The sequence below is a fragment of the Streptomyces herbicida genome (genome assembly GCF_032656585.1).
GTDB lineage: Bacteria > Actinomycetota > Actinomycetes > Streptomycetales > Streptomycetaceae > Streptomyces > Streptomyces herbicida.
The window spans coordinates 149,976-172,135 of the sequence record NZ_JAUYWJ010000013.1 but is presented as its reverse complement, the minus strand read 5'-3'; the positions used below and the strand labels follow the sequence as shown (position 1 = coordinate 172,135).

Annotated in this window: 19 protein-coding genes and 3 pseudogenes; 10 read left to right on the top strand and 12 right to left on the bottom strand. The window is 69.6% G+C overall.

From position 1 onward, the window contains the following. Positions 1-435 precede the first annotated feature (435 nt). Both Q8A52_RS26795 and Q8A52_RS26790 read right to left on the bottom strand, forming a co-directional pair. The gene (locus tag Q8A52_RS26795) at positions 436-639 is read right to left on the bottom strand and encodes a hypothetical protein (protein WP_316756006.1); all 204 of its coding nucleotides are present in this window, start codon (positions 637-639) and stop codon (positions 436-438) included. A gap of 431 nt (positions 640-1,070) precedes the next feature. Continuing rightward, positions 1,071-1,301, bottom strand: coding sequence for a hypothetical protein (locus Q8A52_RS26790; protein WP_316756004.1), 231 nt, complete (start codon positions 1,299-1,301; stop codon positions 1,071-1,073). A gap of 316 nt (positions 1,302-1,617) precedes the next feature. On the opposite strand from Q8A52_RS26790, the gene Q8A52_RS26785 reads away from it, so the two are divergent. After that, positions 1,618-2,064 carry a CAP domain-containing protein gene (locus tag Q8A52_RS26785; protein WP_316756001.1) on the top strand — a complete coding sequence of 149 codons (447 nt, stop codon included), beginning with the start codon at positions 1,618-1,620 and terminating at the stop codon, positions 2,062-2,064. A gap of 203 nt (positions 2,065-2,267) precedes the next feature. Here Q8A52_RS26785 and Q8A52_RS26780 read toward each other — a convergent pair whose 3' ends face one another. From Q8A52_RS26780 to Q8A52_RS26770, 3 genes are all read right to left on the bottom strand, one after another. Continuing rightward, positions 2,268-4,676 (bottom strand): SpoIIE family protein phosphatase, encoded by a 2,409-nt coding sequence (locus Q8A52_RS26780; protein WP_316755999.1) that lies wholly within the window; start codon positions 4,674-4,676, stop codon positions 2,268-2,270. Between the two features lie 63 nt (positions 4,677-4,739). Next, positions 4,740-8,510 carry a HAMP domain-containing protein gene (locus Q8A52_RS26775; RefSeq protein WP_456300750.1) on the bottom strand — a complete coding sequence of 1,257 codons (3,771 nt, stop codon included), beginning with the start codon at positions 8,508-8,510 and terminating at the stop codon, positions 4,740-4,742. Between the two features lie 349 nt (positions 8,511-8,859). Further along, positions 8,860-9,399 carry a hypothetical protein gene (locus Q8A52_RS26770; RefSeq protein ID WP_316755996.1) on the bottom strand — a complete coding sequence of 180 codons (540 nt, stop codon included), beginning with the start codon at positions 9,397-9,399 and terminating at the stop codon, positions 8,860-8,862. Positions 9,400-9,519: 120 nt separating this feature from the next. Between Q8A52_RS26770 and Q8A52_RS26765 the strand changes: the two genes are divergently transcribed. Further along, positions 9,520-9,987 (top strand): MarR family winged helix-turn-helix transcriptional regulator, encoded by a 468-nt coding sequence (locus tag Q8A52_RS26765; protein WP_316755994.1) that lies wholly within the window; start codon positions 9,520-9,522, stop codon positions 9,985-9,987. 147 nt (positions 9,988-10,134) lie between these two features. Next, a pseudogene (locus Q8A52_RS26760) lies at positions 10,135-10,320 on the top strand (IS701 family transposase); the annotation flags it as partial. Here Q8A52_RS26760 and Q8A52_RS26755 read toward each other — a convergent pair. After that, positions 10,268-10,678 (bottom strand): annotated as a pseudogene (locus tag Q8A52_RS26755) (transposase); the annotation flags it as partial. The pseudogenes Q8A52_RS26760 and Q8A52_RS26755 overlap by 53 nt on opposite strands. 158 nt (positions 10,679-10,836) lie before the next feature. Then, entirely contained in the window at positions 10,837-11,445 is a 609-nt protein-coding gene (locus tag Q8A52_RS26750; protein WP_316755992.1) for a TetR/AcrR family transcriptional regulator, read from the bottom strand. A gap of 73 nt (positions 11,446-11,518) precedes the next feature. Between Q8A52_RS26750 and Q8A52_RS26745 the strand changes: the two genes are divergently transcribed. Both Q8A52_RS26745 and Q8A52_RS26740 read left to right on the top strand, forming a co-directional pair. Further along, positions 11,519-12,100, top strand: a complete 582-nt coding sequence (locus tag Q8A52_RS26745; RefSeq protein WP_316755990.1) for an alpha/beta fold hydrolase — start codon at positions 11,519-11,521, stop codon at positions 12,098-12,100. Positions 12,101-12,205: 105 nt separating this feature from the next. Further along, a pseudogene (locus Q8A52_RS26740) lies at positions 12,206-12,370 on the top strand (ISL3 family transposase); the annotation flags it as partial. A gap of 476 nt (positions 12,371-12,846) precedes the next feature. On the opposite strand, the gene Q8A52_RS26735 reads toward Q8A52_RS26740, so the two are convergent. Beyond that, a complete protein-coding gene (locus Q8A52_RS26735) occupies positions 12,847-13,068 on the bottom strand; it encodes a hypothetical protein (protein WP_316755988.1) in 222 nt (73 codons plus the stop codon). Between the two features lie 1,040 nt (positions 13,069-14,108). On the opposite strand from Q8A52_RS26735, the gene Q8A52_RS26730 reads away from it, so the two are divergent. Then, on the top strand, positions 14,109-14,570 hold the full coding sequence (locus Q8A52_RS26730; protein ID WP_316755986.1) for a hypothetical protein: 462 nt from the start codon (positions 14,109-14,111) through the stop codon (positions 14,568-14,570). Positions 14,571-15,034: 464 nt separating this feature from the next. Here Q8A52_RS26730 and Q8A52_RS26725 read toward each other — a convergent pair whose 3' ends face one another. After that, on the bottom strand, positions 15,035-15,490 hold the full coding sequence (locus Q8A52_RS26725; RefSeq protein WP_316755984.1) for a hypothetical protein: 456 nt from the start codon (positions 15,488-15,490) through the stop codon (positions 15,035-15,037). Positions 15,491-15,825: 335 nt separating this feature from the next. On the opposite strand from Q8A52_RS26725, the gene Q8A52_RS26720 reads away from it, so the two are divergent. Further along, a complete protein-coding gene (locus tag Q8A52_RS26720; RefSeq protein WP_316755982.1) occupies positions 15,826-16,005 on the top strand; it encodes a hypothetical protein in 180 nt (59 codons plus the stop codon). Positions 16,006-16,174: 169 nt separating this feature from the next. Beyond that, positions 16,175-16,348: a glycosyl hydrolase-related protein gene (locus Q8A52_RS26715; RefSeq protein WP_316755980.1), complete on the top strand. Its 174-nt coding sequence runs from the start codon at positions 16,175-16,177 to the stop codon at positions 16,346-16,348. Here Q8A52_RS26715 and Q8A52_RS26710 read toward each other — a convergent pair whose 3' ends face one another. Continuing rightward, the gene (locus tag Q8A52_RS26710) at positions 16,349-16,807 is read right to left on the bottom strand and encodes a hypothetical protein (protein WP_316755978.1); all 459 of its coding nucleotides are present in this window, start codon (positions 16,805-16,807) and stop codon (positions 16,349-16,351) included. 405 nt (positions 16,808-17,212) lie between these two features. Beyond that, positions 17,213-17,359, bottom strand: coding sequence for a hypothetical protein (locus Q8A52_RS26705; protein ID WP_316755976.1), 147 nt, complete (start codon positions 17,357-17,359; stop codon positions 17,213-17,215). A 174-nt stretch (positions 17,360-17,533) separates the two neighbouring features. Between Q8A52_RS26705 and Q8A52_RS26700 the strand changes: the two genes are divergently transcribed. Continuing rightward, entirely contained in the window at positions 17,534-19,075 is a 1,542-nt protein-coding gene (locus Q8A52_RS26700) for a helix-turn-helix domain-containing protein (RefSeq protein WP_316755974.1), read from the top strand. A 511-nt stretch (positions 19,076-19,586) separates the two neighbouring features. Here Q8A52_RS26700 and Q8A52_RS26695 read toward each other — a convergent pair. Continuing rightward, complete coding sequence (locus Q8A52_RS26695; protein ID WP_316755972.1) at positions 19,587-20,324, bottom strand: dienelactone hydrolase family protein; 738 nt, start codon at positions 20,322-20,324, stop codon at positions 19,587-19,589. 1,412 nt (positions 20,325-21,736) lie between these two features. Here Q8A52_RS26695 and Q8A52_RS26690 point away from each other — a divergent pair. Continuing rightward, the gene (locus Q8A52_RS26690) at positions 21,737-22,105 is read left to right on the top strand and encodes a VOC family protein (RefSeq protein WP_316756253.1); all 369 of its coding nucleotides are present in this window, start codon (positions 21,737-21,739) and stop codon (positions 22,103-22,105) included. The last annotated feature ends 55 nt before the right edge of the window (positions 22,106-22,160 follow it).

Here is a 22,160-nt window from a genome sequence, read left to right as displayed (position 1 = left end):
CCTCGCCGGCCACTACCAGGCGGCCATCGCGGACCGGCCAGCAGCCCTTCCCGATGGCCCACCCTTGTGCGCCCCCTCACGGACCCAGGCGACGGGAGCCACCACGGGCATGGGCGCCAAGGCGTTCCTCGACCAGCGCATCCGGCTGGAGGCCACAAGACTGCTCGCCCACACCGACCTGCCGGCCAGCGGTTGCGCCCGACGCCTCGGCTTCCGGGATGCCCGCACCTTCACCAACGCGGCTCCTGACCGCGAACCCAGCATCGGGTGGACCGCCACGGCCGGCCCGATGCTGCATGCGGCCGCGGCGGCGACGGTGACGAAGCAGCCCGTGGCTGGTACCCCCTCCTGTGCCCCGTATCGCGGGCCCGGAGGACCGGCAGTGCGGCGCCGAGCCAATCCGGGCGCGCCCGGACCCCGGCGTCGGCCGGCCCCTCAGGCCCGGCGGAACTCCACCACCACCGGACCGGCCAGTCCTGTGACCCGCGGCACCCGCGCGACCAGGCCCAGCAGCTCCTTCCGCTCGGTCCCTGACGGCAGCCCGAAACCGCTCAGCCACTCCTCGGGACGCCCGGCCTCTGTGGAGAGCGTGAGCGCATAGACGTAGCGGCCGGGGGTTCGGGGAGCGAAGGTCAGCAAGGGCAGCGGGCGGGCCCCGGCCGTGGGGTCGAAGGATTCCCCAGGCGTCAGTCGGCGCAGGTCGCCCGTCCGCGGCGGCCCGACGAGCGGATCCTCGCCCGGCCCGGGCCCGAGCGACGGTCCGCCCGCTACCGGCGAGGGTGACGGACGGCAGGTAGTGCGGATACCGCAGTCCGGCCTCAGACCCGTCGAGCACCCCCGCGATCCACACCTCCCGTGCGCCCGTATTCCGCACCTCCACCTGTATCGGAGCGGGACGGCCGACGGGCTGCGGACCCTCCGGCCCGTACAGGACGAGATCGAGCACGACGGGCTCCTTCCGCCCTGTCCCACAGCTCTGCACGCGGTGCTGTCACAAGCAGCGGACCGGCACCGGCGTGCGTAGGCTGCCCACGGGCGGACGACGTCCGTGAGCAGCCCGCGCCCGTGGCTCAGCCCGCGCCGAAGTCGGCCATGAGCTGGGCCTTGGTGGAGTCGGCCTGCGCGCGCACGGCCTCCACGACATGCGGCTTGAACGCCGGGGTGTCGAAGTGCCGCACCAGGCGGTCGAGGGTGGAGCCGGCTTCCTCCAGGTCACCCTGGCGGGCATACGCGCGCGCCAGCCGCCGGGTGGCCAGACTCAGGGTGAGGTTGTCGACGCCCTTGGGTGAGAAGAAGGACAAGGTTCTCAACCGCGAGGGTCAGACCTTCCGGTTCCCCGGCTACTCGTTCCTCAAGAAGGTTGTCATCAAGCCCCTTTGACGGCCAACGGCGCCGGCTTGCGGTCTCCGATCCCTCGGCGCGGTCGTGAAAAAGCGGCGATCGCGCCGAGTACCGCCCACGCACCGTCCGCCATCGATGTTCATCCTGCCGGAACACCTCGCTCGCCCGGACCAAGCTCCGTGTCCCCGACAACATCCACTGGGCCGTATCGCCCTGCCCTGCTTTGGAGAGAACCATGTCAGTCCCCGGTACCTGACGGCGATCCTGGTCGGCACTGTGGCGTCCACCGGACTGCTTGCCGTGCCCGCGTCGGCGACCCCCGGCCCTGCCTCCCTGCGGTCGGAAGTGATCAAGCAGACCAACGCCGAACGCACCAAGGCCGGTTGCCCGGCTCTCACGAGCAACCCCGCACTCACCACAGCCGTCCAGAACCACACCGTCGACATGGCGAACCACAACTTCGTCGGGCACACCGGCTCCGACGGCAGCAGTCCGGTGGACATGGTCCAGGCGGCGGGCTACACCGGCTGGAGTGCACTGGCCGAGAACGTCGCCGCCGGGCAGACCACCGCCGCCGACGTGGTCAAGGCCTGGATGGATTCCCCGGGCCACCGGGCGAACATCCTCAACTGCTCGCTCGAGCACATAGGCATCGGCTACGTGACGAAGCCCGACACCGGCTACGGCACCTTCTGGACACAGGACTTCGGCGCGAAGTTCTGAACCGACTCCGCGGCCCTCTTTCCCCCGGGGGCCGCAGGCCGTGTGGCGGAGCCCGCTGCGCGCATCAGACAATTCGACCCGCCCGGCGCGTCCGCCGGACCCTGGTAGAGAGATCCGCAAGGACTCGCTCCTCGAGGAAATCGGCCACCCGGGCGAGCACCGCCCAACGGGTGCCGGTCCGGGACCCACGGACAGCACGGCGATCAAGTCGGTTGAACGGCGATCAGGCAGGTGTCGTCATCGGTGTCGGCGATGTCGCAGGACAGCAGATGGTCCAGATAGTCCTCCAGGTTGTCCACCGGGCGGCTGGCGGCGGCCAGGAGCTGTTCGAGGGCTTGGTCCATGCTGCTGTCGCGGCGCTCGATGAGGCCGTCGGTGTACATCAGCAAGATGTCCTGTGGCTGCACCTCGTGCCGGGTCTCCTCGTACAAAGCGGTCTCAACAGCGCCCAGCAGCACGCCGTCCGGCGGCTCGAGTGCTTGCGCCTTCCCACGGCTGACGAGGATCGGAGGTACGTGTCCTGCATTGGCCCAGCGCAGGGAGCGGGCGGCGGGATCGAACAGGCCGCAGACGACAGTCGCGGTGACCTGCTCGGTGAGGCAGCAGGCGACGCTGTTCAGCCAGGAGAGCAGCCGAGCCGGCCCCGCACCGGTGATGGCCAGGCCCCGCAGGGCGTTGCGCAGGACGACCATGCCCGTCGCGGCAGAAATGCCGTGGCCGGCGATGTCACCAACCGTGAGCAGCACCCGGCCATCGGGCAGGACGACGGCGTCGTACCAGTCTCCGCCGACCCGCTGGTCCTCCTCCGCCGGACGGTAGCGCACGGCGACCCGCAGCCCCGCCCCGTACACCGGGTGTTCGGTGGGGGGCATGATCGCCCGCTGCAGTTGCCGGGCCAGGCGATGACGCTCCGCGGCCTGCTGCTCGGCACCAGCCAGCCGGTCCCGGGTGGCGGCCAGCGCGACCTCGGTCCAGCGGTGGGGAGAGATGTCCTGGTAGACGCCGCGTACTGCGACCAGGAGCCCGGAGGCGTCGCAGAGAGGTTCGGCGACCACCCGCAGGTGGCGGACCACCCCGTCGGTGCGCCGCAGCCGGAAGGTGATCGTGCTCTCCTCCCGCTGGTGCAGCACGGTGCGCAGGAAGCGCCCCACAGGTCCGGTGTCGTCGGGGTGCGCATGTTCCGAGAGCTGGTGCAGCGGAATGGGGGCCGCGCCGTGTGGCAGCCCGTACAGGGTGGATAGCTGCTCGGTCCAGGTGATCTCACCGGTGGCCAGGTTCTCCTCAAAGACGCCGATCTGGCTGAGCCGCTGAGCGTGCGTCAGCAGGTCGGCCAGCCGGGCGTCGCCCTCCGGGAACCGCCAGCTGAGCAGCACCACATCGCCGAAACGGGCCAGCCCCACGGCAGCGGCCACGACCGGTGGCGCCGGGCTGCCCGGGAACCTGAGCACCATGCTCCGACTGCGATACGTGGCCCCGGTGCTGTGCACTTGCTTGATCCGTTCTAGCAGCCCGCCGTCCCCAGCAAACAGCGGATACGCCTGCAGCAGCGGCAGCCCGGTCAGCTCGCCACGGGGACGACCGGCCGGGTCCGTGAAGCGCTCGTTGGTGTGCTCGATCATGAAGTCGGTGATCCGGCCATCGCGGTCCCGAAGCGGCCGCAGCAGGGCGGCAGAGTCCAGCAGGCCGTCGACCAGTCCGACGAGCCAGGCGGCGGCTCCGCCGGGCGGCCCGCCCGACCCCACAGCCTGGGCGGACAGTGACAGGACGCACAGCTGGGCCAGGGCGTCCAGTTGCCGCTGGAGGGCGAGCGCGGGCTGGGGACCGGGCCAGTGGACCTCCAGGACAGCGACCCGCTGACCGGCGCCTTGAGCAGGCACGACGGCCCGTATGCCGCTGCTGCCAGCGCCGATGGTGGGCGGCAGCACATCGCCGGGCTCGCTGATCCACACGGTTCGGTCCTCGGTGATGGCCTGCTGGGCCGGGGTGCCGAGCCCGGGCGGGACATAGCGCCAGCGAGCGGCTTCGGCGGGGCCGAACCCCGCCTCTCCGGCCAGCGTGAGGGAGCCGTCGGGGGCGGCCGACCACACGGCGGCGGCGGTGGCGCCCCATGGCCGCAGGGCCCGGTCGAGAAGGGCCCGGGCGAGGGCCTGGGTGTCGTCACCGGCCAGGAGGGCGGCGGACTCCGCCGTACGCAGCCGCAGGGCAGCCCCTGCGTCCTGCGGACCCACCGCTCCCTCTGCCGTCCGGCTCGTGCCGGGGGTGGCCGACGTGGAGCGGGCTTCGGCGACCGCGCAGGCGGTGGCGTCCGAGGCGGCCTGGTTGACGATGTCAGCGGCCAGCTCGGGCAGAGCCATCCGGGCGTCGGAGGCGAGCCTTTGCAGCTGCTGTGCGGCTTCACCGGGAGCGCAGTTCAGCCGTTCCACCAAGATGCCCTGGGCGAGGGCCACCAGAACCCGGGCCTCACGGTCCTCCCGCAGGGCGCGCATCTCGGTGCTCAGCCGGTCGACGGTGGCCGCCAGCCCAGCCACTCCGGCCTCACTGCGCCGTGCAGGACGCACGCCGGGTTCGGCAGGGGGCCGCTGCCGCATGGGCTCGCGCTGCTCCTCCACCATGGGGTGCTCCTCGGCCCGGGGATCCAGCGGGCGACTGCTCGCCTGGTACCCACCCCCAGCACATCACACGTCGAGCCAGCGGCGCATGCAGTCAACCAACTGCTGCGCGTCGACGGGCTTGGGCACGTAATCGTCGGCCCCGGCGGCCAGGCACTTCTCCCGGTCACCGGACATGGCCTTGGCGGTGACCGCGATGATCGGCACCCGGCGATGCCCGGGCATGGCCCGGATCGCCGCGGTGGCGGCGTAACCGTCCATCTCCGGCATCATCACGTCCATCAGAACCAGGTCGATATCCTCATCGGCCAGTGTCTGAATGCCTGCACGGCCGTTCTCGGCGTGCAGGACGCGCATGCCGTGCAACTCCAGGATGCCGGTGAGGGCGAAGACGTTCCGGGCATCGTCATCGACGATCAGTACGGTGCGGTCGGCCAGCGGATCGGACTCCCGCGGTGCGGACTCCGGCCCGGTCACCGGGACGTGGACCATTGGCAGGGCCTCGCCGGAGCGCTCGCCGGTCAGGTGCAGCACGATGCGTTCGCGCAGCTCGTCCAGGCTGGTGAGCACTTCGAGCGGCTGGGCGCCGGCCTGGGCCCTGAGCCGACGCTTCTCCTCGGCCGAGGGCGCCGGGTGGCTGCAGTACACCAGGACCGGCACGTGGCCCAGGGCCGGGTCGGCGTCGAGGAGCTCCAGTAGTTCGCCTGCTCCATCGCGCCACAGGCCGTAGTCCACTACCGCGCAGTCGTGGGGCCGGTCGGCCAGTGTGGCCGCCGCCTCCCCGGCATCCGGGACGGTACCCACTCGGACGGGCACAGGGCCCCCGGGCAGATCGGCGACGGCGCTTTCGGTCAGCAGGGACAGCAGCCCTCGCGGCTTGGCCTCGACGACCAGCACTCGGCGTTGCGCGGCTGGCACGCCGTGGGTGTCCGGGGCGAGGTCGGCTTCGCCGGGGCGTCCCAGGCTGGGTGCCGTGCCCCGGCCTTCGCGCGACTCGGCGCCGGGCACGGCGACCGCGGGGGGTGGGGCGGCCGCCGGTGGGGCCGCGGTGTCCTGGACAGCGGGGTGCACAGTCGGCAGGTACAGGGTGAAGCAGCTGCCCTCGCCCTGGGTGCTCCGGGCGTGGATGGACCCGCCGAGCAGGTAGGCGATCTCGCGGCAGATGGACAGGCCCAGGCCCGTTCCTCCGTATCTGCGGCTGGTCGTGCCATCGGCCTGCTGGAAGGCACCGAAGATGGTCTCCAGATGCTGGTCCGAGATGCCGATGCCGGTATCGCTGACCCGGAAGGCCAGGGCCGGGCTGCCGCGGCGGACGAAGTCCGGCACGTCGGCGGCGGCCGTGTCGACGGCCTCGATCCGCAGCGTGACATGGCCTGCCTCGGTGAACTTCACAGCGTTGGAGAGCAGGTTGCGTAGCACCTGGCGCAGCCGGGACTCGTCGGTGACCAGGTCGGACGGGACTCCGGCGGCAGTGACGACGCGGAACTCCAGCCCTTTCTGTGAGGTCAAGGGGCGGAAGGCGGCCTCGAGGTAGTCCAGCAGCTGACGCAGCCGGAAGCGCTCGGGGCTGATGTCCATTTTCCCCGCCTCGACCTTGGACAGGTCGAGGATGTCGTTGATCAGCTGGAGCAGGTCGGAGCCGGCGGAGTGGATGACTTCCGCGTACTCCACCTGCTTCGGGGTGAGGTTGCGGTTGGGGTTCTGGGCCAGCAGCTGGGCCAGGATGAGCAGGCTGTTGAGTGGGGTCCTTAGCTCGTGGCTCATGTTGGCCAAGAACTCCGACTTGTATTTTGAGGCACGGGCGAGCTCCCGGGCCCGGGCCTCGAGCTCCTGCCGTGCCTGCTCGATCTCCAGGTTCTTCGTCTCGATGTCGCGGTTCTGGCTGGCCAGCAGCGCGGCCTTCTCCTCCAGTTCGGCGTTGGAGTGCTGCAGTTCCTCCTGACGGACCTGGAGTTCCTCCGAACGGGCCTGAAGCTCGCCCGCGAGGCGCTGGGACTCGCCCAGGAGCTCGTCGGTGCGGGCGTGGGCGATGATGGTGTTGACGTTGACGCCCACGGTCTCCATCAGCTGGTCCAGGAAGTCCCGGTGCACCGGAGTGAAACGGCCCGTGGAGGCCAGCTCGATGACGCCGAGCACCTGCTCCTCGACCATGAGGGGCAGCACGACCAGGCTCCTGGGGACCGCACCGCCGAGACCGGAGGAGATGGTGACGTAATCGGCCGGGACATCCTCCACCGCAATGGTGCGTCGACTACGGGCGGCCTGACCCACCAGCGACTCGCCGAGCCGGAACCGGGTGGGGCGGTGGGAGCCCTCGGGACGTCCGTAGGAGTCGATGAGGCACAGCTGCACACCTTCGCCGGTGTCCTCGGCGAGGAAGAAAGCGCCGTACTGGGCGGAGACCAGCGGCACCAGCTCGTCCATGATGAGACTGGCGACGGAGGCGAGATCGCGACGGCCCTGAATCAGGCCGGAGATCCGGGCCAGGTTGGTCTTGAGCCAGTCCTGCTCCTCGCTGGCCTGGGTGTTCTGGCGCAGCGATTCCACCATGGCATTGATGTTGTCCTTGAGCTCGGCAACCTCTCCGGAGGCGTGCACGGTGATGGAGCGGGTGAGGTCTCCCTCGGCTACCGCACTGGTGACCTCGGCGATTGCGCGGACCTGGAGGGTGAGATTGTCGGCCAGGTCGTTGACGTTCTCGGTGAGCCGCTTCCAGGTGCCGGACACGCCCTCCACTTCGGCCTGCCCACCGAGGCGACCCTCGCTGCCGACCTCGCGGGCCACCCGGGTCACCTCCGCGGCGAAGGAGGACAGTTGGTCGACCATGGTGTTGATAGTGGTCTTCAGTTCCAGGATCTCCCCGCGGGCGTCCACGTCTATCTTGCGGGTGAGGTCACCCTTGGCGACGGCGGTAGTGACCTGGGCGATATTGCGGACCTGGCCAGTCAGGTTGTTCGCCATGGAGTTGACGCTGTCCGTGAGGTCCTTCCAGGTACCCCCCACATGGGGCACCCTTGCCTGGCCGCCGAGGATGCCCTCGGTACCCACCTCGCTGGCCACCCGGGTCACCTCGTCGGCGAACGCGGACAGGGTGTCGACCATGGTATTGATGACCCCGGCGAGTGCGGCGATCTCCCCCTTGGCCTCGACGACGATCCGCTGGGAGAGGTCGCCCCGGGCAACGGCGGTGGCCACCTGCGCGATGCTCCGCACCTGGCCGGTGAGATTGGACGCCATGACATTGACGTTGTCGGTGAGGTCCTTCCAGGTGCCGGAGACCCCGCGAACGGTGGCCTGGCCGCCGAGGTTGCCCTCGGTGCCCACCTCGCGGGCCACCCGGGTCACCTCGTCGGCAAACGCCGACAGCTGGTCGACCATCGTGTTGAGGGTCTCCTTGAGCTCCAGGATCTCCCCGCGGGCGTCCACGGTGATCTTCTGGGAGAGGTCGCCGCAGGCCACGGCGGTGGCCACCTGCGCGATGTTCCGCACCTGAGTGGTGAGGTTCCCGGCCATCGCGTTCACCGACTCGGTGAGGTCCTTCCACGACCCCGAGACATCCGGCACGCGGGCCTGCCCGCCGAGACGGCCCTCGCTGCCGACCTCGCGGGCCACCCGTGTCACCTCGGAGGTGAACCTTGACAACTGGTCCAGCATGCCGTTGAAGACGGTGGCGATCTCGCCGAGCAGCCCGTCGGCGTCTTCGGGGATCCGGGTGCGGAAATCCCCGTCCCGGACCGCAGTGAGACCGTCGAGCAGGCGACGCAATCCGGTCTCGTCCATTTGGCAGGCCGCGCTCGTAGGTCCGTGCCGCGTGGCCGCTCCCGAAGCCTCAGCCATCTCCGCTCCTGCCGTACTGATCCTCCGAGGCCGACCGGCTGGGAAGGCTGCCTGAGGGTTGCGGTTCCTCGCCCCGCCCTGATGCTGCCTGGCGGTCGCCCCGTCGTCTCCAGTGTGCCGCTGACGAGGCATCGCGGACAGCGCACATCCGGGGTGCCACGGTGGCTCACGTGGGGGCGGCGAGCGGAAAGGCGCCGTCCTGCAGCACCGGCCCCGTCGCCAGCCCAAACCCCTTTTCCGGGGGCGGTATCTGGCTGGGTCAGGGCACCGGCGCAGGAGGGAGGTACTTTCGCACCTCTGCTGATGGGGCGGTGCGCCGTGGGGCGTACCGGGTGGCCTGGCCGGGTGTTCAGCGGGTGAGGCGGCGCGCGAGGCGCGATCCGCTGAGGTTGATGGTGGCGCCTGCGGTGTGGGCACGGATGAGGACTCCGGCGGTCCGGACGGTGATCATGGAGAGGACCATCAGGACGAATGCGGCGCCGTAGGTGGCCGGGGGTATGTGGTGCTGGATGGAGAAGGTTGCCAGCGCGTGGGTGAACCAGTGGGTCGAGCCGTAGGCGAAGCCAAGGCGTAGGACCATCGCGACTGTCCACAGTGCGGCGTACGGCCAGCCGGCGACGGTGACGAGGTGGGAGTCGGCCGGGTCTCGGTGGATCTTGATCAGCGCGATTGAAGCGAGGCCGAACAACAGGCCGACCACGAGCCCGACCGCTTCGAACAGGTGGGCCGCGTTCCCGGGCGGCATGGTGCGCAGGTATTTCAAGCCGACGCCCGCGACGATCGCGACCGGCAGCAGCAGCCGTCTGGCGTCGGGGCGCCGGGTACCGAGCTGGGTGGCAAGGATCGCGACGAACAGACCGGTGTAGAGCAGGTAGTCGCTGAGGCTCATGGTGTCCTTCCGGTGGGATCGGGCTGGCCGCCCATCTACATCTCCAAAGATGCATCCATAGAGATAGATCTGTCAAGATACATCTTGCCAGATACATACATGGAGATGTATCTTGGGGGGATGGAGATGAGCGACGTGTACCAGCTCGGCCGCCGGCTGGCCGAGATCGCCCTTGAGGACATGGGCGCCGACGAACTCGGCCTGGCGCCAGGCGAGTTCTTGGTCCTGCAAGACCTCTTCCTCAACGGCCGCAGCCCCGTCGGGGACATCGCCAAGCGCACCGGCCTGGCCCAAAGCCGCGTCTCCACCGGCGTGCGTGCCCTGGCCGGGCGCGGCTGGGCGACCACTACGGCCGACCCCAGCGACGGCCGCAAGACACTCGTCGACCTCACCGAGGCCGTACGCGCGGACGGCGAACAGCGCCGCACCGGACGGGCCGACAAAACCCTGACCGCCGCCCTGGCCGGCGCGGACGACGACGAACGGAACGCCCTGATCGCCACGCTTGCCCGCCTGCACCAGCTCCTCGTCGCAGACCAGGCCCCCCGCCGCTTTCCGGACACCCCAGCACGCCGCGCGGCCCAGTAGCCCAAAACGACCGGCTCGCCTCCGGAACGCGTCGGCAGGGCTGGGGTCAGACCCGCCTTGCGGTAGGCGAGGTGAACGGGCCGGGACGTAGAGCAGCCACTGACGTTAGGCGTTCCTGCCGGGCGTGTTCGGGAGCATTTTGGGTGTGTGGAGGCACGGGAAGTGAACCGTTTCCGGGCGACGTTGGCGTTGTTTGTCGCTGATGCGTTCGCCTCGGTGCCGCGGAACGCCCAGCACGCCAAGGGCGACTGCCACCTGCGGGGACTGATGCTGGACGGGTGCCGCACGCCGCCTTCCGCGCTCTCGGCGCCTCGGCAGCCGCTTCCTCAAGGGCGTTTATGACCTCCTTGCCGATGCACTTCCCGGCGGCTTCGTGGTGGGCACGGGCGGTGGTGGAATCCACGCTGACCAGGGACAAGTCCGTCTTCCCCAGGCGGGCGGGCTCGGAAATCACGCCGTCCAGCAGCACGGTGAAGACGCCGGCGTCCCGCCAAACCCGGAAACGGCCGTAGACCGTCGGCCACGGGCCGAACTCACGCGGCATCTCCCGCCACTGGCTGCTGGTGCGGAACCGCCAGATCACCCCCTCGAACTGCTCCCGCAGCCGCGCGGGGTACGGGCCGAACCCGCCGACCGGCAGGTAGGACTCGAAGAACTTCCACTGTCCGTCGGTGAGTTGCCTGCGCGTCACACCCAGCGTCTTACCGAATCCAGCCCCCGGACGGGAACAGAACCCGAAGAGTGAACACAACATCACACAGGCCCTAGGAGGCGGTCGCGAGCGGGCGGCGGCCTACCATGACGGCGGCCGAGCGTCGCCTCGGCATGCTGCGCCGCTTTGGCCGGGACCTACGGCTCGTGCTGTGCGAGGAGTCCGTGGAGCAGTTGGCCGATGTGGTCGGGGGCCTGGGCTGGTTCCAGCGACTGATGGCCGACCAGCAGGCGGTACCAGAACAGGCCGAAGAGATGGTCGGTGGCGGCGTCCAGGTCCGCGCCGGCCGGGAGTTCGCCGCGCTGCACGCCCCGGGCAAGCAGGGTGAGCACGACGGCCCGCCGGCTTTCCACCCACTGCTGGAACGGCTCGGCGAAGGCGGGGTCGAGCTGGGCCTCCGCCACCAGTCCGCGCAGGGTCCGGACCCGGATCGGGTGCGCCGAGACGCCGTACAGGGCGGTTACGAAGGCGGTCAGGTCGTCGGCGAGTGAGCCGGTATCGGGTTCGGGCATCCGCTGCTCGACGGCCGTACGGTAGGCATCCATGACGAGGAGCGCCTTCGACTTCCACCAGCGGTAGATGGTGCTCTTGGCTACGTCGGCACGGGCGGCGACCCGTTCGATGGTGACGGCCTGGTAGCCGAGCTCCTCGACGAGCTCGATCGCGGCGGCGAGGACGGCGTCGTGGGCGTCCTGGCTGCGAATCCGGCCGCCGGTGCGGCGACTTGGTCTTTCTCCTGTGGGCACCCCGTCACGGTAGCAGCGTGCTACGGTTTATCGAAACGCAACGGATCGTTTTGATTAACGGAGTGGATGGATCATGAGTGAGATCGTGGTCTCGCACGGCTACGGCGCCGGCGAGGACAGCGTCTGGTTCCCGTACTTGACCGAACGGCTCGCGGCCGCCGGACACCGGGTCACCGTGCCCCGCCTGCCGGCCACCGCCGCCCCACGCCGGGAGCCCTGGCGCACGACCTACGGCGAAGCTGTCCTGGCCACCGGCCCCGCCGAGTCCACCGTGCTCGTCGGGCACAGCATCGGCGGAGTCAACGTGCTGCGCTTCCTGGAACAGCACGACCCCGCCACCCACGGGGTGTTCGCGGGCGCGCTGCTCGTGGCGACCTCCGCACACGAGGTCGGCTACGACGAACTCGCCGAGTTCTTCGAAGGTGGCTTCGACTGGGAGCGGATCCGCCGCTCGGCGTGGCACTTCCGGGTACTCCAGGCCATGGACGACCCGGTCAACCAGCCTGACCCGACCGAACACGTCCGGCTGCTCGTCGACGGCCTTGGTGCGACCGCGGTAGTGACCCCCACCGGAGCGCACTTCGGGGCCACCCCGGACGACCACGTCGAGGTACCGGAGGCCGTCCGACTCGTCACCGAGCTGCTGGCGGCCTGAACAACCCACGTGCCTGCCCCAAGCAGAGCTGACCCTCGCCGAACAACAGCAGCTCGCGGAGTCCGTCATCCTCCTCAAGCGGCTGAGCCTGAACGCCTGGTCCGGGCCCCGCACTACCGGTCCACCCTGGTCGATCCCTACCGCGGGCACCCGCGCCGACGCCGGGCCGAGGACCCGGCCGTCCCCGTCACCCACCTCCTGCACGAGATCAAGGAGATGGGCTACGCCCGCAGCGCCAACCTCCTGGTCCGATACATCAACCACGGCCGTCCATGATCATGGTTTCGGTGACCGTCCGTGGCCCTGGCACGGAAAGTGATCCAGGACCCACATTCATCCGTTGCCGGCACCCCGCGCGGCCCGCGCGTGAGCGCGGGCGAAAAGGCGGCCGGAGGAGGATGTCGCAGCTGGCGCATTCTCCTCCGGCCGTACGCAATAGGGCACCGTTCCTCGATGTCGGTGATGATGATCGCCTCATCAGGATGCGACTCCCTCACTCGCCCTCGGACGACTCCTCACCCTCGGCCTTGGCAGCTCCGCTTCCTCGGCGCTCGCTTCGGTCGGGGGTGCTTCGCCCTCAGCCTCAGCCGCCTCGGATCCCGCGCTCTCGCCAGTCGCAGCAGGCATGAGGGGAGGGGGCCCGTGTCGACGGAGACGACGGTGGCGTTGCCGACCTTGTTGGGGGGGCGAGCTGGGGGTTCCCGTTGTGCTGCGGCTGCTCTCGGAGAGGGTGGTGGTGGGTGGGTTCATGGAGGGACGCGGCGGTGCCGAGTCTGCTGCGCGCCGCCGCCGCTGCCACCGCCGCCGGTCGCCGCCCGGGCGGCACTGCCATCGCCGGGCGGGGCGGCGGATGCGGGCGTGGACTCGATGCCCGCCAGCCCGAACGACAGGATCAGGAGCACGACCGCCCAGAGGGACAGTCTTCGCCGTCTGGCCCCGGCCAGCGGCATGCGGATGGCACCGGACATGCGGAAATCCCCCTTGATGATGGGCGAATGGATGCACGACGACATCGATCGCCACTCCCCCACACGTGCTGGGCAGAGCACTGCCGTCGCACGGCAGCGAACCTAGCGATGCGTGACCCGCCCCACCAAGAGCCTCAGGACAAGAACCGAAATAGGTCCGAATCCCCTTGCTGAGAACGGGAACTAGAGCAACACGCCGGGCCCGAAAGACGGCGGCAGTCACTGCGCCTCGGGGTCCGCAACAGCGCATCCAGCCAAACTCTCCACCCACGCGGACGAGGTGCGCTCCGGCGGACACCGAAACGCACCTCGGAGTGGACCGTAAAGAGATCAGCCGGATCGGCAGGGGCTTGGTGATGTGCGGTGCGGGGACGGTGGCCCCGCCGCGGGTGCGGGAGGCGGCGCTGCCGCCGGTGACGGCGAGGGGCCCGGCGGTGTAGAGGGCCTCGTCGAAGGCTTGCCCGTTGGCCGGAGTCCTGCCTACGGCGAACACGGAGACCGCCTTACCGCCGATGACGGAGGTGGACAGGTGGTCGCCGACCATACGGCCCTGGGCGGAGTCGGCGATCTGGGACAGGGACATGGGCCCGGCGACAGTGGTCGGCGTGCTCCAGGTGCTACCCCCATTGCCCGAGGAGATGTAGCCGACCCCAGCCGGCGGGCCTGCCAGCCCGCCCGCTGCCGTAACTCCGCCGTCACCGCGGACCAGGCCCCGGTCTGGCTGGCCGAACAACCCCGATGCGGGTGGCCTGACCGCGAAACAGCGGATCAGGCCGGTGGGCAGAACTGACACGGTGGCCCGGGTCGTACTGGGTAGCGGCCCAGAGCAGCGGATGCCGACTCGTGCCGGGAGAGGAAGGCAAGTGTTCGGTGGCGAGCGCTGCTCGGAGTTCATCCACGTCGCCCCACACCTCCCCACAAGATCACCCAGATGATCAAGCAGAGTCGCCGCTCGCGGCTTGCCTGCTCGGCCTAAGTTTGAACAAGTGCCACTTCTGACGTGGGGTCAGATCTTTGCCTCGGTCCACAGGAGACTCACCATGCGCAAATTCACTCTCGGCCTGAGCGCGGCCACCGCCCTGGGTACCGTCCTCTCCTGCGCCCCGTTGGCCTCGGCCGCACCGCCCATTACGTTGGTGGCGCGGGTGACCCAGACCGGAGCCATCGGGGACGGGACCAGCCAGGGCAGCGGGTTGGTGTTCGCCGAGGACATCTACCGCGACAACCAGAAGGTCGGCCGAGCTGGCGTGACCTGTACGATCGTCCGTACCGACCCTATCGGCCCTACGGACAGCTCCCGCGACATGCAGTGCCTGGGGACCTTCATCCTCGGCGGCGGCGACATCACCGGGCAGGGGATCCTCACCTTCACCCAGGCGCCCACTGACTTTACGCTCGCGATCACCGGAGGCACCGGAAGCTACTACAACGCCAGTGGCACGATCCACGGCCACGTCCTCAACGATACGGACGCCGAAATCACCATCACCCTCAACGGCTGAGCGTCTGCCTCGAGCCGCTGCAGGGTCTTAACTGCCCTGGTGACGTGTGAGATTGACGATGCTGGAATCCAGTTCACCTTCAGCGTCATCTTGCCCACGATCGGGTACCGGCGCGAGTCCTGTCACGAGGACACCGGGGCTCTCACACGCATCACGGGATAAACGCACGCCCGACTGCGAAGGTCACGGGCCCGGTCAGTCGTCCGTATCGGCTTAACGCAGGAGAGCTCCGTTGGTGCGGGACTCCCCATCATCTACCTCCCGCTCCTCCTCTCGGCCCCGGCACAGGTCATCTCGACCAGTGCCGGGGCCGTTTGCGGCTGCGGGCGCCTTGCACCGCAGCAGCCGGGAGTTGCAGGGGCTTGGTAGTGGTCGGCGGAGAGTGGGAGTGCTGTGGCGCGGCTCCGGCCCGAGGATGAGCCAACCCCGCCCTCATGGACGGGGCTTGCGCTCAAGACGTTCGGTCAAGAACTGCGGCGACGGCGCACAGCCATCAGCGTCCCGCCGCTGACGGCCAGTCCCATCGTCGCTCCGCCCACGGTCAGGGCCTGCACGTGACCGGCGGCCGCAGGCCCCGCACGGTGTTCGGAGCGGCCCGTTGCGTCACCTTGGAAGTTCGGGTCCAGCCCATGGTCCTTGCCGGCCCGGGCAGGGTTCTGTCCCGTGCCGGGCACCAGCCGGCTGTCTGCGGCCAGCACTTGGAGGTGGGCGCAGGCGGTGATGTTGGGGTTGCGGGCGCTGAGTGTGAAGGCGTACCAGCCCGGGCGTTTCCGCGGGATGGTCACCGTTCCCTGTACGTTGCCCTGCGTGTCGGCCCTGAATCGTCCGAGGGGAAACAGATCCGAGTCCAGCCGCGCGACGACGGCTTGCCGGGCGGCGAATCCCGTCGCGGCGAAGCTCACCGGTGACCCAGGGTTCACCGCAGTGGCGCTGAGTGTGAGGCTCGGGGGCGGCGGGGGGTAAGGCTGCGCGGCGGCGGCTTGAGCCCCCACCAGGGGGCCGGCGACGAGCGCGGCAGCTGACGCTGCCGATAGCAGCACGATCCGCCATCTGGAAAACGTGGTCATCTTCGCTTCACTCTCCTCGTCCTCGGTCCAGTCCGCTCTGCACGTCAGCCGCTCTGTCGAGACGCCGACAGCGAGACACATATAAGAGGGAAGGACGGGGTGCGCGGGCAGTGACGTGCCCGGTGTTGCGCAAAAGGCACCGAATGGCAGAGCGCTCTTGATGTCGCTGAGCACAAGCTCTGTCAGCGGTGGCGGAGTTCCTCATCCCAGTCCCGAAGCTGGTCTACGAGGATCAGGTTGCCGCCGCGGGCTGCAGTCTGGAGCAGTTGGGCGCACATGGTCACTTCGGCGGCGACCCGGCCGGGCTGCCCAGGACGGGGAAGGCGTCGCGGACGCGGGCGGCGGTGTTCGGCTGGAGCAGCGTGTAGGCGTAGAGGGTGGCGGCGGCGAACCCCCGGGAGCTTGGCCCCGTCTCTCCGGGTGTCGCAGGTTCGAATCCTGCTGGGGCGCCAGGGAAAAGGCCACCTACGAATCTCCGTAGGTGGCCTTTTGATCAGCCGGCCGTGACCGTCGAGTCGGTGAAGTCGGGGGGATCTGATGGTGCGGCTGTACGAGTTGCCGGGGCAGGCGGGTGCGGGCCACCTCGGTCCGGGGTTCCGGGTGGGCCGGACCGAGGTGACGGACCTGCTGGAACGGCGGCTGCACGAGAGCGACTTGGCCTTCGGGCTGCGACCGTTCCAGGTCCTCACGCAGCGCCTGCGACCGGAGTGACTACTTGCGTCCCACACCCTTGTCGCCGATGTGGAAGATCCTGTGGCTGTCACGGGCTATGTCGACGACAAGCTTGGTGGTGGTGTTGCCCCAGGTGAGGGTGACGACGGCCTCCGTGTAGGTGCGGGTGGTGCCGTTGTCGGTGACCTTCCAGGCGAGCGGGACGCTCTGGGCGCGCAGGACGCCATCGGCGTGCTCCTTCCTCTCCCAGGCCGCCAACTCCTTCTGGAAGGCGGGAGTGAGGTAGTGGCTGCGCAGGGCCTGTCCGAGGTTGCCGCGGTCCTCGCCGAGCTCCGCGTCGATGTAGGCGCCGTAGAAGTCGGCGATGCGGGTGATGTTGTCGGACGGCTTGCCGCTGACGCTGCGCGGGGCGCCGGCGGATGCCTGGGCGGTGGCGCCGAGGCCGAGAGCGACGGCGAGGACCCCGGCGGTCAGGACGGTGCGGGTCTTGCTGCTCATGTGTGTTCCCTGTTTTCCGAGTCGTGACGAATCGCGCCGAATGGCGCTGTCGGTGGTCGATGGGCCGCCCCCCCACCCCCGTGGCGGAGGGCGGCCCCGGTCATGCGGTCAATGGAGCTTGTTCACGGCCGTGACGGTCCTGCCGTCCCAGCCGACGGAGAGCAGACGGATGTCGGAGGCGCCCCGGGAGATCACCGTGTGCAGGCCGGGGACTTGGGCACTCTCCTCGACAGGCAGCGTGCCGTGGTCCTTCAGCGTGGCCTCGGTCTCCGGGTTGGCCTTCTCGATGGATGCACTCGGGACTTGATGTCTTGGTCAGCCCCGAGCCGAGCCGTCGCCGCCCAGTTTCATGCTCTGGCAGCGGTCCCACCGCCTCCGGTACGCCCGCGGCGACCTTGCCGCTCGTTAGCCCGGGTGCGGCGGGAGATCGGCCGCCGCGAGGAAGCCGAGCGCCTTGGCCGAGGCGTTCGCCGGGGCGGTGAGGGCCGTGCCGAGGGCGAGGCCCGTGACGGTGAGTGCGAGGAGCGCGCCTGCTCGGGTGCGCTTGGGCATGGGTGTCCCCCGTGGATGAGTGGATGGATGTCGTCTGTCGCCCGCCGCCGGCTGGTCGGTCCGGCCCTGGTCGGTGCGACACCAAGAGCATCAGCCGTCACGGGGGCCCGGCGCAACGCCGGACGCCCGTCCGGCGACGGTGGAACCATCCCAGCCCAACTGACGTGCAGGTATATGGACCCCCTGGGATACAGGGACAGGTGGGAGGACAGGGGAACGGTGTCGACCGGGGACGATGTCGAGCAGTTCGCGGCGCTGCTGCGCCGGCTGAAGGACCGCACGGACCGGAGCTACGGCTCCCTGGCCCGGCGCCTCAACATGAACACCTCCACGCTGCACCGCTACTGCGCGGGTGAAGCGGTTCCGCAGGACTATGCCCCAGTGGAGCGCCTGGCCGCCTTCTGCGGAGCGACACCGGAAGAACGCCTCGAACTGCACCGCCTGTGGCTGCTCGCGGCGGGGGCACGACGGCGGTCGCGGGCGGGTGAGGGGGCGGCAGAGCCGGCAACGGCCGAGGAAGCAGCGGAGCCGACGAACGCCAAGGGGGTGCCGGAGCCGGCAGGGGGCCGGCGGGCTTCGCGTCCGGACAGCCGGACGGCGCTCGGCGCGGGCGGCAGCGCGGACGGCATCGGCGGTGACGGGCGCGGCACGAGCGGAACACCGCGGCGACTCGGCGCGGGCGCATCGGACGCGGGCGCATCCGACGCGGGCGCATCCGACGCGGGCGCATCCGACGCCGGACTGCCCGCTTCCGACGCTCCCGGACCGGGCAGTCCCGAGCCGACGGTCCAGTGGCATGCGGCCCGCTCGACCGGACGGCCCTGGTACCGCCGTCGCCGCACCGCCCTCGGCGCTGTCACCGCGACCGTGCTGATGGTGACGCTGGGCAGTCTGTCGGCGCTGTCGGCCGACCGGTCTCACGACGACTCGGCCAAGGCCACCGGTCGGTCCCGTACGACAGAAACCGGTACGTCACACCACCCCTCGGCCACTGCGACCAGCCCCTCCCCCAGCCCTGCGTCGACCTCGCCGTCCGCAGGAGCACGGGCTTCGGGGAGTCCCGAGGCAAAGGGCGGGCCGTCGGCGGGCACGAAGAGCGACGCCCCGGCGCCGATCGGTGTGCCGCTCGCCTGGACCGCCGACTCGCAGATCTGGGACGGAGGTTGCGGGTACGACTACGTCATCGACAAGGAGCCGAGCCAGGTGCCCCCGCCGCCGGTGGAGCAGGACGCCGGGGTGTGGGCGGCGACGCAGGGGGCGGTGCCCGGACGGCAGACGATGGTGCAGATCTCGGTGCAGGGGAAGTCGTCCACGGCCGTGGTCCTGGAGGCCCTCCGGGTCCGTATCGTCAGCCGCGGCACCCCGGTCACCGGCAACGCGTACGCCATGGGCCAGGGCTGCGGCGGCGGCCTGACGCCCCGTGACTTCTCCGTGAACCTGGACATCAACCGCCCGATCCCCCACGCGCGCGCCGTTCAGTTCCCCTACCGCGTCTCCGCCGAGGACCCGGAGGCGCTGCTGGTCACCGCGACGACCGAGACCTACGACTGCAAGTGGTACCTGGAACTCGACTGGTCTTCCCAGGGCCGCACCGGCACGGTCCGCATCGACGACCACGGCCGCCCGTTCCGCACCAGCAGCATCAAGGGCCTGTCCCACTACTGGTACGGCACGAACGGACACGGTGTGCGTCAGTGGGTGCCCACCGACTCTTGACGTACGCCGTACGACCACCCGCGGCCTGCCCCAAGTCCCGCCGGCCCCACTGACATCCAGCGCTGACATCAACGGCTATGAACAGCCGCAGTTGTCAGCGGCTGCCCACGACTCCGTGCAGAAAGGAAGGCTTCACCTTGCCGGGCGTGGATCGAACTCCTGAAGCAGGTGTCATCCCATACCAGGGGTCCAACGCACGAGCGCCCTCCCGGGCCGTGTCATGGGGCCGTGGAAGGGCGCTCGATGGTGACGAACGTCGACAACTGCCGACAGCTCAGTAGCAGGTCAGAGTGTTGATCGATTGGGTGGCTTTGTTGACGCGAACCGACAGCACCTGGACACGAGATCGGGCAGCACCTGAAGCACTGTAGAAATCGAGCAGTTCATGTCTTCAGGCAGGGCGGGCCCCTGCCCGCGGCATGAACAGCAGAGGAGCGCCGGGACCTGGCCTCGACAAGCAGCAGTCTGGCCAACACGGTTTACCGTGTGCTGGTGGCCTGACGGCCCGGCCTCACTTCAGGTGCCGGGCGAAGAACTGGACCGCGGCGTCCCCCGCGAACTGCGGAACGCCGGTGTGCCCGCCGAGGTTGGCGTGCAGCGTCTTCTCCTTGGAGCCGAAGGCGTCGAACAGGTCCAGGGCCGCCTGGCGGTCGTTCCCTTCGTCGTCCCACTGCAGCAGGACGTGCAGCGGAATGGTGACCTGGCGGGCCTCCTCGAACATGGCGGCGGGCACGAAACTCCCGGCGAACAGAACGGCGGCCGAGATGCGCGGCTCGACCATCGCCAGCCGGGTCCCGATGGCGATCACTCCCCCCGAGTACCCGACGGGGCCGCCGATCTCGGGCAGCGAAAGGAGGGCGTTCAAGGCGGCCCGCCATTCCGGGACCGCCTTTTCCACCAGCGGGAGGACGAGCCGGTCCACGATCTCGTCGCCGACCGGCTCGCCGGCCTCCTGTGCCCGGCGTAGGTCGGCGCGGGCCTGCTCGGCGGCGGCGGAACGGGGCCGGTCACCGCTTCCGGGGAGTTCGATGGTGGCCGCGGCGAAGCCCTCCGCCGCGGAGTGCCGGGCCCGGGCCACCAGGCGGGGGTACATCTTGTGCAGTCCGCCGGGGTGGCCGAGCAGGATCAGCGGCGCCGGTGCGGAGGCGGATGCGGATCCGGGCGTCCACAGGATGCCGGGGATCTCGCCGAGGGTGAATTCGCGTTCGAGGACGCCGTCGTCGAGGCGCTGCTCGGAGTTGAATTGCATGGTCGTGCCTTTCGGGAGTGCTCTTGAACGGCGCTCCCGGACGACCTATCGCCCGACCGTGATCCCGGAGGGGAGCACCCATGTCGATACTGCGTTCACGGGTACCACCTCCTCGTTCTCTCGCACGGCCTCCGGAAACGTAGCAGTGGTCGCGGTGGTCCGCCAACGGGTTTTTGCAGGCCCTGCGACCGCGGGGCGCGCTGGGGGCGCTGTCGTCGTTTCTCATGAACATCGAACACGACGCACCGCCGACGCCTCCCAATCTCATGCGCTGGTGCTGTCGGTTCTCGTGAACAAAGCCAATTAGGCGACCGCAGGTCACGGCCGCCGATGGCCAGTTGTGCCTGATCAGACGGGGATCCAGTCAGGCCACTGTGGCGGAAGGTTACTCACGGGGCAGAGGCCGGAGTCGCCGGGATAGCCGTCCAGCGTCCCTCGGGTCGCGAAGAACCACCATGCCAGCCACACCGTCGCCACAACCACCAGCAGCGGCGGCAGTGAGAGGCGGACCGCCGTCGGAGCGCGATGCAACAGGCGTCGGCCCACGGCCCGCGCCACAAGCCCAACGAGTGCTTCGGCTCCCACAACCAATGGGAGCAAGAAGTTGAGTTCGAAGCGTCCGCCGGCGTCGTAACCCGCGTCGCAGTACGCGCGCGCCCAAACGGTCAGCGACCAGGCGACGCAGCCCATAGCGGCTCCGAACAATGCGGAGCCCGCCCAGGGGAGACAGGAGTTGGATCTCGGCTTGGCTGTGTGCACGACATGACACGACATCGAACAAGAGAAGCACACCAGCCCAAGACAGAGTCCTCACCCGAGTTGCTTCGGGACGAAGAGGTCGTGCCAGGCCCGTGTCGCATCGTGCGGCGGACCACGGGGCACACCGGGGAACCAGTTGGCCCGCCCCTCAAGCGCCGACTCCACTCCGCCGTAGGTCAGCAGAGGTCCCGTCCCTAGATCACCTCAGCTTCCCAAGCTGAGAGCGCGAGTTCGATCCTCGTCACCCGCTCCAGGCGCCGCTCCTGCCTCGGGCCCGCTCCGCCCGCGCTGCGCCAGCCCGCGCCCACCGGATGGATGGGCCGGTGACCAGGAGTAACCAGCGGGGAACAACGGGGAACGTCAGCTCGCATGCAGGGAACACACAGGTCAGCGGCTTGCCAGCTCAGGCCGCATCCACATCCGCGATCTTCCAAACCGATGCCCCACCGACCTTGCTGTCACCCAATGTAGATTGAAGCTCCGCCCTCTTGAAGTGGCTGGTCAGCGGGGTGGCGTGACCTCGTTTCGGGGTGCTCGTGCTGTTCGCGGGCGGCAGTCTGGGGTGTAGATCGTCCGGCGGGGTGGTTGTGCCGATGAGTTCACCGTCCTCGGACGGTCTACCCAGCGACACGACCGTTCTCGACAGGAGTGCCATGTCCACCATCCAGCCAGTGATCATCACTGCCGACCTGGAAGTCCTGCTCGGCTTCTATACGAAATTGTTCGGCGCCGAGGAGATCTTCCGGGTACCGGCGAAAGGCCCGGCCTTCTACCTCGGCTTGCGCATCGGCGACACCGACCTCGGGCTGGTGGCCAAGACGAACCCGGGGACCGGGGCGGCACCGCGGATCCTGCTCAGCATCGGTGTCGACGACGTCGACGAGATGCTCGGCCAGGTGGAGGCGCTGGGCGGCTCGGTCCGCGGCGGCCCCAACGACATGCCGTGGGGACAGCGCGTCGCCCACATCCAGGACCCCGACGGCAACCCTTTGAACCTCACCCAGCCGATCCCGGCCCGGTGACGCTGTTCCGGGGTGCTTGTGCTGGTCGTGGGCTGCCTGCGGCCCAGCCAGCGGC